Genomic DNA, 14,841 nt, shown 5'->3' on the forward strand with positions numbered 1-14,841 from the left:
ACAACAAGGATGCCCTGTGAAACCTCTCAGCCCCACGGATCAGCTTTTTCTCTGGCTGGAAAAACGGCAGCAACCCATGCACGTGGGCGGTCTTCAACTGTTCTCTTTTCCCGAAGGCGCTCCGGATGATTACGTCGCCCAGCTGGCGGACCGGTTAAGGCAACACACAAAGGTGACGCCACCTTTCAACCAGCGACTGGATTACCGTTTCGGTCAGCCGGTGTGGGTAGAGGATGAGCACCTGGATCTGGAGCATCACTTCCGGTTCGAAGCGCTACCGACCCCGGGACGGGTAAGAGAGCTGTTGTCGTTTGTCTCGGCGGAACATTCCCACCTGATGGATCGGGAGCGACCGCTGTGGGAATTTCATTTGATCGAAGGGCTGGGAGAACGGCAGTTTGCCGTGTACATCAAGGTACACCATGCTCTGGTAGACGGTGTATCGGCCATGCGGATGGTTACCCGGATGCTGTGCCAGGATACCGGAGAGCGGGATATGCCGCCGATCTGGGCCATGCCACCACGCCCGGAGCGTGAGAAGGATGATGGCGGCCCTTCGCTATGGCGAAGCATTGGCCACCTGCTGGGTGAATCCGGGAAGCAACTGGGTACCGTGCCCACCGTCGCCCGGGAACTGCTGCGAACCATCAATAACGCCTGCAAAGACCCCGCCTACTCCTCCATATTCCACGCGCCCCGCAGCATTCTTAACCAGAAGATCACCGGCTCCCGACGCTTCGCCGCACAGTCCTATGACCTCAGCCGGATAAAGGCAGTGTGTAAAATCTACGGAACCACGGTGAATGATGTGGTGATGGCCATGTGCGCCACAGCACTGCGCAGCTACCTGATGAACCAGGACGCCCTGCCGGAAAAGCCGCTGATCGCCATGGTGCCGGTGTCCCTGCGCAAGGATGACAGCTCCGGCGGAAACCAGGTGGGCGTTATCCTCGCCTCGCTACACACCGACGTCACCAGCCCGGTTACCCGGCTGATGCAGATCCACGAGGATGTTAAGGCGGCCAAAGACCGCTACGCCCATATGTCTGCGGAAGAAATCATCAACTACACCGCCCTGACCCTGGCGCCGGCGGCGTTCCATCTGCTTACCGGCATGGCACCGAAATGGCAGACCTTCAACGTGGTCATTTCCAACGTCCCCGGGCCCCGGGAGACCTGCTACTGGAACGGCGCCATGATGGACGGCATGTACCCGGTCTCCATCGCCATGGATCGCCTGGCCCTGAACATGACCCTGACCAGCTACGGCGACCAGGTGGAGTTCGGCCTCATCGGCTGCCGCCGCACGCTACCCAGCCTGCAGCGGATGCTCGACTACCTGGAAGAGGCCCTGGTCGAACTGGAGGCCGCTGCCGGCCTGTGAGCCGGTCGATCAGCCGAAGCGGCGCTCTTCGTTGCGGATGGAGATCTGGTTGTTCAGAGTCCAGAAGTCGTAGAGCACACCGATCAGGAACAGGCCGCCGGTAAACAGGTAGATGATGCCCGTGATCCATTTGCCCATGTACATCCGGTGAATGCCGAACACACCGAGGAAGGTCAGCAGGATCCAGCCGATGTTGTAGCTGACCTCGCCTTCCCGGAACCTCAGGTCCGCTTCGCGGTCCATGGCCGGGATCAGGAACAGATCGATAATCCAGCCGATAAACAGCAGCCCCAGGGTAAAGAACCAGATGGTGCCGGTGACGGGTTTGCCGTAGTAAAACCGGTGTGAGCCGAGGAATCCGAAGATCCAGAGCAGGTAGCCGATCAGTTTGCTGTGGGTGTCTGGGCGTTCTGTCATATCCGTTCTCATCCTTCTGGATTCGTAGCCGATTTACACTATAGACCCAGCCTGCATGTGCTGGGGGCTGGCCGGGGGGAAGGAATATTTTCCCTCGGGAAAAACAACTCGCTTCGCTCAGACATCTTTTTCCTGTCGGGAAAATATTCCTTCCCCCCGTCCGTCGAACCATTGTGGCATAGGATTAGAAAAACAAATTAAGAACGAGCAATAACTCTTCTGACTGCATTCTCAGCTGTCAGCAGGGCGTGGGGTGGGGCATAAATTTTTCGGGGAAAAAGATGTCTGAGCGAAGCGAGTTGCTTTTTACCCGAAAAATTTATGCCCCACCCTGCGACCACGCTCCAAACCAGGAGGCCCGGAAGAATCAGGGACCGACCTCTGGGGCAGGATCCGGACCACCCTCGCGAAACTCGCTGGCCGACTTGCCGGTCCACTTGCGGAACGCCCGGCTGAAGTTGGAAAGGTCCGCATAGCCCAACTCGTAGGCAATCTCGCTAACGGACTGGTTGGTGTACCGGAGCAACTGGATCGCCCGGTCTTTCAGCACCGACTCGAGAATTTCCCGGTAGCTGGTATCCCGATCCGCCAGCCGGCGTTTCAGGGTTCGGGAAGAGACGCAGAAACGCTCGGCCATGGCTTCCAGAGACGGCAAGGGGCCCGGCATCATCCGGAGCATGTTGCGGATCGCGAGGACAATGTCGCCCTGCTCCTTCAGGGCCTTCTGCAGCTCGAACTCGCACTGGTCGCGGGCCATTCGGGAGGCTTCGGCGTCGGCAAGACGCATCTGCACATTCAGAAGCTCCCGCGGGAAGACCATCATCTCGTCTGGCTGGCCGTATTCGAATCGAACGGGAAGCTGATCGGCAAACTGCCGGTACCAGGGCGGCTCCGGTGCGCTCAGGCGAACGGAAACACCCGGCAGTTTGCCGTCTTCCAGGGCAAAGCCGTGTTTTGCCGCGTCCTCCCGATCCAGGAGCTGTTCGGTCAGCAGGATCAGGGTGGCGCTGACGGTCTCCGCCAGAAACGGATAGAGGCCGGGCACTTCGAATTCGGTGCAGAGTTTTACCAGCACCTGATCGCCCGCTTCGGACTGGCTCATGCCGAGAAAAGGCACCCGCAGATGCAGGTAACGGCGCACCGAATCCAGGGCATCGGCGAAGGTGGGGCTGGTGAGGGCCGCGAAGCCCAGGGTGCCGTGAATGGTCAGGCGTAATTCACGAGCCAGCATAAAACTGAGACCGTCCTGGCCGGCCAGGTTCACGGCCCGTTTGGCCATGATGATGGCATCGGTGACAAATACCCGGCTGTCGTTGGACTTGAGATCGTCCGGGGTGAAGTCCAGTCCTTCGTAAAGTAGCCGGTCGTTATAGCCCAGCTGGCGGACGGTCTCGGCCAGAACCCGCAGGTAAGCGCCCGGCACCAGGAACAATCCCAGCATCTGCCGTTCTTTGTCCAGACCGGTTGCACTCATTGGCATTCCTTTTTATTGGGTTGGCTGAAGCACTTCAATCGACTCTATCAGATGCCTCCCGCCGCTACAGTGGGGCCCGGTACACCTTGCTCACCGTCAGCCTGGCCAATCAAATCCCGGCCCGTGTCCCATCCTGATCGACGGCCGTCCCCTTTGCGCATTCCTGCCCGGCCTTGACTACCACACACTGGAGCCATGACATCAGCCAGAGTGAGGAGTACACACATGCTGAGCAGCAAAACCGCAGAAAAGAAGACGGCTCCGGTTACCCGAGCCTCCAACACACCGGACAACGTCACCATCACCGCCCAGCGCATGGGGTTTGAGTTTGGTGAGCAAGTGCCCCGTTACTGGGTCGACAACAGCTACACCATCAGCCACATCATGAATGGGCTCTCGGTGCTGTTTCCTCAGGGCGAGCAGTTCTTCGTGGATTCAGTGAGAGCGTTCCGGGACCAGATCTCCGATCCCAAGCTGAAGGAAGAGATACGCGGATTCATTGGCCAGGAGGCCATGCACTCCCTGGAGCATGTCGCCATGAACCAGCACGTTCGTGACCAGGGCATGCCGGTGGAAGAACTGGAAAAACATCTGGAAGTGGTTCTGGGAATCGCCAAGAAGCTGCCCAAGCGTCACCAGCTGGCGATCACCTGTGCCCTGGAACACCTCACCGCCATGATGGCCGACATGCTGCTGGAGCGTGACGATGTGCGCCAGGACATGGATGAATCCATGCGCCCGCTATGGGTCTGGCACGCGATTGAAGAAACCGAGCACAAGGCGGTGGCCTACGATGTGTTCCAGGCGGCCGGCGGCACCTATGCCGAAAGAACCTTTTATCTTGCCTTCAGCACCGCCGCTCTGGGCGTGATGAGCAGCTATTTCACCAGCCGGATGATGCTGAACGACCGCAAGAACTTCTCGTTGAAAGACACGGCCACGGGACTCTGGCGCCTCTGGGGCGTAAACGGTACCTTCTCGAGCCTGATTCCTACGTGGCTGGAGTACTTCAAACCCGGCTTCCACCCATGGGACCACGACAACAGCGATCTGATTTCCCGCTTCAAAGAGGAAATCCAGGCGCACATCGCACCGCAATACAAGAAAGGTAATCGCAGGACGCTTCAGTAATCACGGAAGCAACTCCCAACCCTGAAGGGAAGCGGGTGGGGAGGTCTTTGTGCAGGGAAAATGATGTCTGAGCGCAGCGAGTTGCCTTTTCCCGGAACAAAGACCTCCCCGCCCGATTCCCCACTCCCGGGTCAGGCCTTCGGCTCGGCGACGCCAGAGCGAATAACCTCGCCCTTCCGCCAAAGCCGCCATTCACCTGGCTCGTAAACATCCCACTTTTCATCTGTGGTCAGAGGTTCAGTAACGATCACGCTGACGATGTCATTGGGCGTCGTTTCCGATTCGAAATCCACCGTTACATCGGCGTCTTTCAGACGGGCAGGACCAAACGGGGCCCGTCGGGTAATGCTGGCCATTTTGGTGGTGCAGTAGGTAAACAGCCAGTCGCCGTTGCTGAGCAGGAGGTTGAACACGCCCTGGCTGGCGTAGGCCCTCGACAGGCGCACCAGCCGATCAATGATATCGTCGGTGAGGGTGTTGCGGTCGCAATGGCTGCGCATGTGGTTGAGGATGTCGCAGAACAGGGCTTCGCTGTCGGTGGTACCGACCGGCTCGTAGAAGCCGGAATTCGAACGGAAACCGGAGAGCTGGCCATTGTGGGCGAAGACCCAGTAGCGGCCCCAGAGTTCGCGCATGAAAGGATGGGTGTTGGCCAGGCAGATGTCGCCGACGTTGGCCTGGCGGATGTGGCAGATGGCCACTTCGCTTTTGATCGGATGAGTCTGGACCACCTCGGCGATGCGGGAACTGGCGCTGGCGTCGGCGTCGTGGAAGGCCCTGACGCCCTTGCCCTCGTAAAAGGCGACACCCCAGCCGTCCTTGTGCGGGCCGGTCTGTCCACCCCGACGGGTCAGGCCGGTAAAGCTGAAACACAGGTCAGTGGGGGTGTTGGCGCTCATGGCCAGTAATTCGCACATGGGTTACTTCATTCTTGCCGGAGGATGTCTGCCACAAGAATAACGTAATCAACTCGCTTCGACAGTGAGAATCTCAAGCTGGCGGGGATTGTGGCCGGCGCCGACCACGCAGTTACGCCCTGCTCGCTTGCCGCTGTATAGCCAGCGGTCGGCCACCCGGAACAGGCTCTCGGCCTCGCGACCATGGTCTGGCCAATGGGCAATCCCGAAGGAGGCGGTCACCCGGATGCGGGCGTCGCCGTAGGGCAGTTCGCGGTCAGAGATCCGCTGGCGCAGCTCGTCCATCAGGACAAACGCATCCGCCGGCTTCACATCTCTCAGAATCAGGCCGAACTCCTCGCCACCGAGGCGGCCGACAAAGTCCGTGCTTCTCAGGCGTTCGGTCAGGCATCGGCTGATATTCTTCAACACGAAATCCCCGGCTTCGTGCCCCAGGGTGTCGTTCACAACCTTGAAGTGGTCGATATCCATCACCACCAGCGCAAATCCGATACCGCTGCGCTCGCCCTCGGCAATAGTTCGGTTCAACGTGCCCTGGAAATTACTGCGATTGGCCAGACCAGTGAGCGCATCGGTCTGGGCCATATCCACCAGGCGCTGCTCTGCCTGTTCCCGGCGACCTTCGTACAGGTGAATGAATGCCAGCATGAGTGCGCCGCACAGCACCATGTTGAGAAGGTCGATCATCGCGTGGGGATTGCCGACCTGACCAAGGTGGATGTAATAGATAACACCGCCGACGATCATAAAGGGAGCGCTGAGGATCATGCCCTCCTTTTTGCCAAGCAGCAGGTAGGCGAGGACCGGCATCATCAGCACCCAGACGAACGCAGATACCGATGCTTCGGGCAACAGCATGATGACCAGAAAGAATGCGAACAGCGGCACCAGGTAGGCATAGACCCACTGCTGCAGGTAGGGCGTCGATTTCAGGCGCCAGACGCCGAAATAGAGCAAGGCACTGGCGCAGAGTTCACCAATGCCTACCCAGAGGAAACCATTGAGAATCTGCAGGCATGCGAAAACCACCAGTGCCGAGCCGGTGATCAGAAAAAGCAGCCGCATCAGTGAGCGGCGGTGACTGTCGCGCAAACCCGAGCGGCTCTGTTCCAGAGTGGCCCCCAGGTCGGAATGGTGAGGCGTATTCATGCTGACTCTTCCTTGGATCAGCTTCCGAGTATAGCCTCGAAACACTGTTTGTAAAATGTACAGCGGGCCCGGTCGTCAGGCCCGCTGTACACGGGGTGTTGTCAGATATAAAGGTTCTTGCGGGAGAAGCGCTCGACCAGCGGCTGGTACGCAGACCCCAGCAGTCGGTTGATCGCGTCAATTCCCCAGGCATCGGGGCCTACCAGAATACGGGACTCATTCTTGAGGATGCCTTTCACAATGGTTTCCGCTGCCTTCTCGGGCGTGGTCATGGCCAGTTTGTCGAAGCCCTTGCGTTGGGCCACAGCGTTCTCGGATTTACCCATGCGGGCGGCGTTGGCGATGTTGGTTCGGATACCGCCAGGGTGCACACAACTCACCGCAACCGGCTGGTTTTCCAGCTTCATCTCCTGACGCAGGGCTTCGGTGAAGCCGCGAACCGCAAACTTTGCGGCATTGTAGGCACTCTGTTTGGGCACGCCGATCAGGCCAAACACACTGGACACGTTCACCACATGGCCATCGCCCGAGGCAATCAGATGTGGCAGGAAGGCGCGGGTGCCATGGGCAACGCCCCAGAAATCAATATCCATGACCCATTTGAAGTCCTCGTCGGTCATCTCCCGCACGGTGGCGGACAGCGCAACGCCCGCGTTGTTGATCACCAGATTCACCTGGCCAAAGTCCTTCGCAACCTCTTCGGCATGGGCAAATATGGCATCGCGATCAGACACGTCCAGCCGGTAGGTTTTTACATCAGCGCCGCTGAGCGCTGCAGCGGTTTCGGCCAGGCCTGACTCATTGACGTCGGACAGCGCCAGCCGGCAGCCCCGGTCCGCCAGCGATTTGGCGAGTGCGCGGCCGATACCCGAGCCGGCACCGGTAACAACGGCCACTTTGTTTTTCAGCTTTTTCATGGTCAAAGACCTCTTGTTGTAGGCTTTTCAATTAAAGCAGATACTCTAACAATTGCCCGCCCGCGGGATATGGCTTTAGTGAACCAGGCCGCAAGGCATTCCGGCCACCCTCTGACTCGGCCCCCGGTTTCCGGTACAATCCGGTGCCGTCGTTCGGTGCGCAAAAGCAACCCGACGCCTCTCCCGAACCTGTGGATTTTCTGTATGGAATGGAGTCTTACGCATTTCTGGCTGATCCTGGCACTGGTGCTGTGCCTGGCCGAGCTCACCTCCGGCGTGCTCTTGCTGCTCGCCCTCGGCATCGCCGCGGCCCTGACCGCCTTGCTGGCGTTCCTCGATGTGCCCTTTGAGTGGCAACTGGCGGGGATGGGGATTTTTTCGGGAATCCTGGTTCCCGTCGCCATACGCTGGATACGGCCGCGCTTTTCCCCCAAGGGCGTGGCGTATGGAACGACAGGCACAGGCGTCGAGCAGGGCCGGCGCTATCAGACCCTGAAACGGGACTTTGACGGTGCCACGGGCATCAAGGTCAACGGCGATTTCTATCGCCTGCGAGTCACCGACACCGGGGAAACCGACCTTCCGGAAGGAACCGACGTCATTTTCAAACAGTTTGACGGCACGACCGCCGTTGTTGAGACGATCACACACAAGGAACAGTAAACATGGAACAGTATCTTTCACCCGGACTGGTTATCAGTCTGATCGTAGTCGCCATTGGCATTTTCATCATTGCCAAGGGTCTGGTCATCGTGCGCCAGTCGGAGGTAATGGTGATTGAGCGCCTGGGGTCGTTCAACCGGATCCTCGAAAGCGGTGTGAACATCATTATTCCCTTCATCGAGCGCCCACGGCCGATCACCATGATCCGCTACGTACGCATGGGTGAGGATTATCATCCGGTGATGAGCGACGAAACCCGCATCGACCGCCGGGAAACGGTCATGGACTTTCCGGGACAGCCCGTGGTGACCACCGACAACGTGACGGTGAAGATCAACGGCGCCCTCTACTACCAGATCATCGACCCGCGCCGGGCAGTGTACGAAGTGGCCAACATGAGCCAGGCGGTGGAAGTGCTGGCCAAGACCACCCTGCGCTCGGTGGTCGGCAAGATGGAACTGGACAAGCTGTTTGAATCCCGCAGCGAGGTGAATAACGCGATCCAAGCCGAGATGGAAGAGGCCGCTTCCAAGTGGGGTGTAAAACTCACCCGGGTGGAGGTTCAGGACATCAGCATGCCGGAAGAAGTGGAAGAAGCCATGCGATTGCAGATGGCTGCCGAGCGGAAACGCCGGGCCACGGTCACCGAAGCCGAGGGTGAAAAGTCAGCAGCCATCGCCATGGCCCAGGGTCAGCGGGAGTCCGCCATCCTCAACGCCCAGGGCGACAAGGAATCGGCCATTCTCCGGGCGCAGGGGGAACAGGAGTCCATCCGTCTGGTACTCAGTGCCATGGGCGATTCCGAGGAAAACAAGCAGACCGTCATTGGTTACCTGCTGGGCCAGAGCTATATCAAGGTTCTGCCGAATATGGCGAAAGAAGGTGAGCGGGTGTTTGTGCCCTATGAATCCTCGGCCCTTCTGGGCTCCATGGGCATGTTCCGCGAACTGGCCGGTAGCCCGGAAGACACCGTTCGTCAGCATTTGCAGCGCGATGGTCTGCGTGGCGGGCTGGTCGGCTCGGCCGGTAACAGCTAAAGCCTGAGGGCCTCTCAACCCAGCAGATTATCCAGGGGTTGCTCGTAACTGGGGGCAAACACCTTCAGAAAATAAGCAACCTCTGGCAACCCGTCCTCGTCCAACCGCTTGCGGATCTGTCGGGCGGCGGGCTCGAATTCCTTGTTGCCGGCGCGGATCTCCGCCTGGCACTTCAGCCACGCCGACAACCTGTCGGCGGCTTTGATGAGTTCCTTGTCTTCTGCCGGTAGCTGCGATTCCCGAACGTAGGGTGAAAAATCCTCCCGCAGATCCTCCGGCAGCAGTGCCAGCAATTCGGCCTCCGCCTTGTGTTCAATATCTCCGAAGGCCTCTCGCATCACCTTTGAATGGTATTTCACCGGTGTCGGCATATCGCCGGTGATCACCTCTGTTGCGTCATGATAAAGCGCTGCTGCGGCAATACGATCGGCGTTCACCCGGCCGCCAAAATGCCGGTTACGGATGATGGCAAGCGCATGGGCGAGGGTCGCCACCTCCCAGGAGTGGGTGGCCACGTTTTCCTCAATGGCATTGCGCATCAGCCCCCAGCGCTTGATCCAGCGCAGGCGGGAGACGTAGGCAAAAAAATGGCTGACACCGTTACCCATCACTTACAGATCCGTTTTGCATAAGTTAATAATCTTTTGCTTCAGGTGCACAAAATCACCGTGCTATTCTGAATGCGTATTCAATTGTTACACAACCGGGGAGCATCGTGCTCACAAAAGCACCGATTTGGAAACTACTGGCCATGTTTTCTGCCGCAATTATGCTGGCAGCGGCGCCGGTTTTTGCCGATGAAACCGAAATCACCGTGGGCGTTTACCACTTCCCTCCGATTGCCAGTGTTGACGACAATGGGGAACCCACCGGGCTGCTCGGAGACCTGCTGCAAGAACTTGAGCAAGCCAACCCAACGGTATCCTTCCGAGTCTTCTATACTTCGCCCAAGCGTCGCTACCTGGATTTCGAGGCCGGCCTGTACGACGTTATCTTCTTTGAAAGCCCCGGCTGGGGCTGGACAAAGAGAAACGTCGACATCTCCCGACCGATCCTGGCAGATGAGGAGCTGTATGTCGCTCTCAAAAAACCAGGCCGTGACGACTCGTTCTTTGACGACCTGGAACAGCGGTCGATTGTCGCCATTTCAGGCTATCACTATGGTTTTACCGGTTACGAAACCGACAACTCCGTGCTGGAGCAGAAATTCAACATCGAGTTCTCCGACAGCCACAGCCGCAACATCAAACTGATCAAGGCGGACCGGCCGTCCGTTGCCGAAGTCGCCATTGTCAGCCATTCCTACCTCCAGCGGCACTTGGCCGGGCATCCTGAAGACTGGGATAAATTGCTGGTTTCAAGGGAGCCGGACCAGCGCTACCAGCTCAGCATCATCGCCCGCAAAGGCGGCGCTGCGAGCGCCGACGAGATGCTGCGGCTTCTGGCGCCACTGGTCGATAACGGTCGCTACCGGCAACTCGTGGAAAACTGGGGACTCCAGTTGCCAGCCGGTTTTCTGACCGGTTTCGAGGCCCCCTGAGTTCAACGAACGTCCAGGTTGAAGGCGACGATAACGTTTCCTTCACTGCCCACGCCCGCATTGCGGGCCGGATCCAGCAGGAACAACTGATCAGCCGGCACACCGTGGGTCTGTTGAAGAACATTACGCAGGGTCACGCCTCTCGACGAAGCCAGATTGCTCAACGCTTCCGGAGCGAGTGAACGCTCACCGGCAAGATACGCCTCCCGGGCAGCTTGCCATTCCTCCTCGGACACATCCCGCTGACCACCCGCTGTCAGGTCTTCCCGAAGCAGGGCAAGGCCATCGGCCTGAGGCTGAACATTACCCCGAATATTCAGCAGCAGGTCCGGGCGCTCCAGCATCGCGTCTGCCAGCGCCGCCAGCTTTTCAGCCTCGCCTTCGGCCAGTTGGATACTGCCGGGGATAAACCTCACCTTCCCGAGCTCCTCTCCGCTCAGGCCGGCGAGTTCGGCAATCGAGCCGAGCATACTGAACGGTGAGGCCGCTGCCTTGGCCAGAAGGTTCACGAACGCCCGCATCACAACTTTTCCGACGCTGAAGTCCGGGTCAGACAGGTCCCCGCTGATGGGCAAGTCGACTTCAATCACTCCCTTACTGTCCCGAAGCAGCGCGAGGCCGAGTTTTACCGGCGCATTAACGGCCTGATCACTGGCGATGGCCGAACCCAGCTCGAGACGATCCATCACCACCAGATTGGACGCATCGATCCTTGATCCGGCAATTTCATAATCAAGATTCAGGTTCAGCTTGCCACTGTCCACGCCATAACCCAGGTAACGACCAAAGTAAGGCGAAAGCGCAGGCAGGGACAATTCCTGCATATTCAGTTTCAGATCGCTGACATCCTCGGTACCAAGGGTGCCAATGGTGCCTTCAAAGTCCAGGTCCGCCACGCCGCCGACCCGGCCCCGGATAGAGACCTTGCCCTGTTGTGGGGAAATGTTGCTGAGGCCTGTCACGCTGCCGTTCAGCTCATCAAACGAGGTGGTAAACGCCGGCTCCAACGTGCGGTCGGTATACGCCAGCTCGCCATTTTCCAGCATCAGCTGGCCAATACGGAAAATGAACCCCGGCTCGGAATCCTCCCCCTGCTGAGCATCTGCGGTCGCCTCCTGCTGACCACCGGCCGCTGGCGCTTTGGCGATCCGCTCCACGTTGTGGATATTGTCGGTATTGCGGACAACGTTGATGACCGGCTGGGCCAGGGTCACCGTTCCTATTTCCAGGCGTGCCGGATACACGTTGTATTCAATAGGTGCCAGGCGCAGGGTTTGCCAGGAAACCAGCGAACCGGAACTGTCGGGCAGCTTCAGATCCAGACCGGCCACTTCCGCGGTGCCGCTGAAGGTGCCCGTGAGAGGCTCCTGCTGCCCATCCAGATCAAGGTTGCCGTCAACGCCCAGCGTGCCGCTGGTAATGGCAAGATTGGCGCCTTCCTGAACGTAGGGCTCAAAGGCGGCCAGAGCGATGCCGTTTCCGGAGATGGCGGCTTCCAGGGTAAACGGTGCAGGTGTCAGCTGGCCGTTCAGTGACAGTTGGCCGCCACTGGCCAGGCTTCCGGTTATTTCGTAAGAGACCGGTTCTTCAAGTTGATGGCTCAGTGGCCCGATGGATGCGGAAAGCTGCTCTACGGCAATTTCAGTCGCTGTCGCCGGTTGACTGTCCTGCCAGAGAATACGCCCACCGGAGAGCGCGACGCCCGCCACTGACCAGCGGAATGGCTGGCCGCCGGTGGACGCTTCGCCGCCGCCCGCCGTCTCACCGTTGTTGGTGGCCAGCGGCGCCAACCAGTCAATCTCTCCGTTTGCGCTCCTGGCCATGGCCACATTGAGCTTGTCCAGAGAGACCTGGCCGATACGGATTTCGCGGCCATTCAAGTCGAACCCGACAGCATCCACAGAAAGCTCAGCGTTGGTCAATCTCGCCTGCTCACTCTTTTCATCCAGAGCGACGGCCAGATTCTCGAGTTGCAGCTGACCGTTGGTCGTCTCCAGGAAAAAGCCGTCGCCGGCCTGGATTTCATAGTCGGAGCTCAGGGTGACGCTGCCACCACGCAGATCATAGGGAAAGAAAGGAGTCAGGAAATGAGCCAGGGTTTCATAGCCCACCGATGACACCTTGAGCGTGCCGTTCGAGTAGAACGGGGCGACGCTCAGATCACCCTGCCACTCAATGGTCTGACTGCCCAGCGCCGCCAGCAGGGAGTAATCGCTGTCCTGCCCCTCACGACGCCAGGTGGCCAGATCACTCAGGGTAAGATCCATCGGGGTAATCCGGAACTCGGCCATGTCGGCCTGGGTAAAATCCCGGAACAACATTTCGCCGCCGTTGAGTTCAATTTTCCCGAAGTACAGCCGTGGTGGCGCCGCCGCGTCATCCGATTGCGACGCTTCAGGCGCTGGCTCTGCAGGTCCCGGGTTGGCCGCCTGCCAGTCTCTCGCAAAATTGACGCTGTAGTCCTCCAGCAGATCCACCCGAACATAGGGCTCATCCAGCTGGATGGCTTCAAACCCGGCAATACCCCGAACCAGCTGGAAAAAGTTCATGTCCAACATGAGTCGGTCAAAGGCAACCACCTGCTCACCCTGGGGATCTTTTGCCGACAGACCCAGCGCCTCGACTCGAAGGGTGAACGGGTTGGTTCGGATATCAGTGATTTCTGCCTGCCAGCCCATACGCTGGTCCAGCTGCTCGGGTACCAGACGCTCCAGCCACCAGGGAAGTAGCAGGAAACCGGCCAGGGCATAGAGGATGAAAAGCACCAGGAATCCGATCAACAGATTCCTGGGCATATGACTGCGTTTACGGCTCTGGGCCACGGACATCTCCTTCTAAACGGCGGATTCCCGGGGCAATCTTGCCCACCTGCCTGTTCACAAGGATAGTCGTCCCAGAGGCTGTTTGTCAGCTGTGACGGTTATGACCCGGCATCACTAACTCCGGGTCGGCGGCCATGTTCGCAAATTCGCCGATCTCATTGAGGTCTCTGGGTACCATGGCAGCCCGCACCAACTTGCGGGTCGAATTGCCGGTTTTCGGATAGGCCGCCTGGCCGGCGCGCCAGGTAACCGGCATCGCAGGCGTTCCGATACGCTGATCAATCTGCCGCAACCGCTTGTACATGAAGGCATGCTGGCTATCTTCATGATCTGGCACCAGGGCAAAGAAGGCGCTGGCCGAGTATCGGGCGAGAAACACCTGATCCGACATCTGATCACGCAATGCCTCGCTGATTTCCCTGACGACCGCGTTCAACGACTCATCACCCATTCCGGTGGCCAGTTCACGGAAGTTGGCTATGTCGAGGTAAATCAGGGCAAACGGGTTGCCGCGGTCGTTGTCCCGGGCAAGGATATCCAGCAGGCGTTGTTCCAGCGCTGACCGGTTGGGCAGGCCGGTAACGGCATCGGTGAAGGCAAGCTCTGCCACCCGCTTATCCTCTTCCGCCTTGAATTCCTCAAGTGCCCGCTGATGTTTTACATCCAGAACGGTCACAACCAGGGCCACGGCCAGCATCGCAATGCAGAAGACTGCCAGGGGTATTCCCATCCAGTTCCCCCGCAGGCCGTTGTCAGCTGCAGGTACGGCGCCCTCCGGAAAGGTCATCGCCATCATGCCCGTGTAATGCATTCCACAGATTGCAGCGGCCATCGCCAGGGCCGCCACAAACTGGACCGCCAGGGTGCCGGATCCGTCCATGCCCTGCAGTTTCCGGCAGAGGGCAAGTGCGGCTCCCGAAGCCACAACGGCAATCGCGATCGAAATCAGCAAAAATACGGTGTTAAACGTCGGCGGCGCCGACATCCGCATGGCGTACATGCCCAGGTAGTGCATCACTACGATACCGCTGGCCATGGACAGGGTCGCACTGACGAACAGAGGGACTCCCAATTGTTTGCGCCCGATGATGTGCAGAGCCACACCGGAAGCGAGCACGGCTGCGAGCCAGGAAACCAAGGTCATGATCACATCAAACGACATGGGAACACCCATCGGCATAGCCCGCATTCCAACGAAATGCATCGTCCAGACTCCGGTGCCCATCAGCAGGGCGCCGGCCAGTAGCCATTTCCGACGTTCGCCAGACTCCGCATTAACGAGTCTGGCGCCAAAAAACAGAGCCGCATAAGCTGCCAATACAGCAACCAGAAAGGAGGCGACAACCAGGGGCAGATCATATTCGGACATCATTTGTGCAAACCTTTGTTT

At 58.9% G+C, this 14,841-nt stretch carries 13 protein-coding genes; 5 read left to right on the plus strand and 8 right to left on the minus strand.

The window, feature by feature from the left end; translation table 11 throughout:
* Positions 1-16: 16 nt before the first annotated feature.
* Entirely contained in the window at positions 17-1,384 is a 1,368-nt protein-coding gene (locus EDB94_RS08955) for a wax ester/triacylglycerol synthase family O-acyltransferase (protein ID WP_108018145.1), read from the plus strand.
* 9 nt (positions 1,385-1,393) lie between these two features.
* On the opposite strand, the gene EDB94_RS08960 is transcribed toward EDB94_RS08955, so the two are convergent.
* Together EDB94_RS08960 and EDB94_RS08970 are read right to left on the minus strand one after the other, a co-directional pair.
* The gene (locus EDB94_RS08960; protein WP_014578994.1) at positions 1,394-1,801 is read right to left on the minus strand and encodes a TM2 domain-containing protein; all 408 of its coding nucleotides are present in this window, start codon (positions 1,799-1,801) and stop codon (positions 1,394-1,396) included.
* Between the two features lie 367 nt (positions 1,802-2,168).
* The gene (locus EDB94_RS08970; RefSeq protein ID WP_108018147.1) at positions 2,169-3,275 is read right to left on the minus strand and encodes an AraC family transcriptional regulator; all 1,107 of its coding nucleotides are present in this window, start codon (positions 3,273-3,275) and stop codon (positions 2,169-2,171) included.
* A gap of 225 nt (positions 3,276-3,500) precedes the next feature.
* On the opposite strand from EDB94_RS08970, the gene EDB94_RS08975 reads away from it, so the two are divergent.
* Positions 3,501-4,406 carry a metal-dependent hydrolase gene (locus tag EDB94_RS08975; RefSeq protein WP_108018148.1) on the plus strand — a complete coding sequence of 302 codons (906 nt, stop codon included), beginning with the start codon at positions 3,501-3,503 and terminating at the stop codon, positions 4,404-4,406.
* 131 nt (positions 4,407-4,537) lie between these two features.
* Here the strand turns inward: EDB94_RS08975 and EDB94_RS08980 are convergent, their stop codons facing one another.
* The 3 genes from EDB94_RS08980 to EDB94_RS08990 all read right to left on the minus strand — a co-directional run bounded on the left by EDB94_RS08980 (position 4,538) and on the right by EDB94_RS08990 (position 7,389).
* The gene (locus EDB94_RS08980; RefSeq protein ID WP_108018149.1) at positions 4,538-5,323 is read right to left on the minus strand and encodes a class II glutamine amidotransferase; all 786 of its coding nucleotides are present in this window, start codon (positions 5,321-5,323) and stop codon (positions 4,538-4,540) included.
* A gap of 48 nt (positions 5,324-5,371) precedes the next feature.
* Positions 5,372-6,472, minus strand: a complete 1,101-nt coding sequence (locus EDB94_RS08985) for a sensor domain-containing diguanylate cyclase (RefSeq protein WP_108018150.1) — start codon at positions 6,470-6,472, stop codon at positions 5,372-5,374.
* A 101-nt stretch (positions 6,473-6,573) separates the two neighbouring features.
* Positions 6,574-7,389 (minus strand): SDR family oxidoreductase, encoded by an 816-nt coding sequence (locus tag EDB94_RS08990; protein WP_041645903.1) that lies wholly within the window; start codon positions 7,387-7,389, stop codon positions 6,574-6,576.
* A gap of 204 nt (positions 7,390-7,593) precedes the next feature.
* Here EDB94_RS08990 and EDB94_RS08995 point away from each other — a divergent pair, with 204 nt between their 5' ends.
* Positions 7,594-8,052 (plus strand): NfeD family protein, encoded by a 459-nt coding sequence (locus tag EDB94_RS08995; protein ID WP_041645902.1) that lies wholly within the window; start codon positions 7,594-7,596, stop codon positions 8,050-8,052.
* Between the two features lie 2 nt (positions 8,053-8,054).
* Entirely contained in the window at positions 8,055-9,089 is a 1,035-nt protein-coding gene (locus EDB94_RS09000; protein WP_014578987.1) for an SPFH domain-containing protein, read from the plus strand.
* Positions 9,090-9,103: 14 nt separating this feature from the next.
* Here the strand turns inward: EDB94_RS09000 and yfbR are convergent, their stop codons facing one another.
* Positions 9,104-9,697, minus strand: coding sequence for a 5'-deoxynucleotidase (gene yfbR / locus EDB94_RS09005; RefSeq protein WP_014578986.1), 594 nt, complete (start codon positions 9,695-9,697; stop codon positions 9,104-9,106).
* A 143-nt stretch (positions 9,698-9,840) separates the two neighbouring features.
* On the opposite strand from yfbR, the gene EDB94_RS09010 reads away from it, so the two are divergent.
* The gene (locus EDB94_RS09010; protein ID WP_108018151.1) at positions 9,841-10,629 is read left to right on the plus strand and encodes an ABC transporter substrate-binding protein; all 789 of its coding nucleotides are present in this window, start codon (positions 9,841-9,843) and stop codon (positions 10,627-10,629) included.
* A 2-nt stretch (positions 10,630-10,631) separates the two neighbouring features.
* Here EDB94_RS09010 and EDB94_RS09015 read toward each other — a convergent pair whose 3' ends face one another.
* A complete protein-coding gene (locus EDB94_RS09015) occupies positions 10,632-13,457 on the minus strand; it encodes a DUF748 domain-containing protein (protein WP_108018152.1) in 2,826 nt (941 codons plus the stop codon).
* 79 nt (positions 13,458-13,536) lie between these two features.
* Complete coding sequence (locus tag EDB94_RS09020; protein ID WP_108018153.1) at positions 13,537-14,823, minus strand: MHYT domain-containing protein; 1,287 nt, start codon at positions 14,821-14,823, stop codon at positions 13,537-13,539.
* Positions 14,824-14,841 lie beyond the last annotated feature (18 nt).

The sequence above is a fragment of the Marinobacter sp. 3-2 genome (assembly GCF_003751355.1).
GTDB lineage: Bacteria > Pseudomonadota > Gammaproteobacteria > Pseudomonadales > Oleiphilaceae > Marinobacter > Marinobacter adhaerens.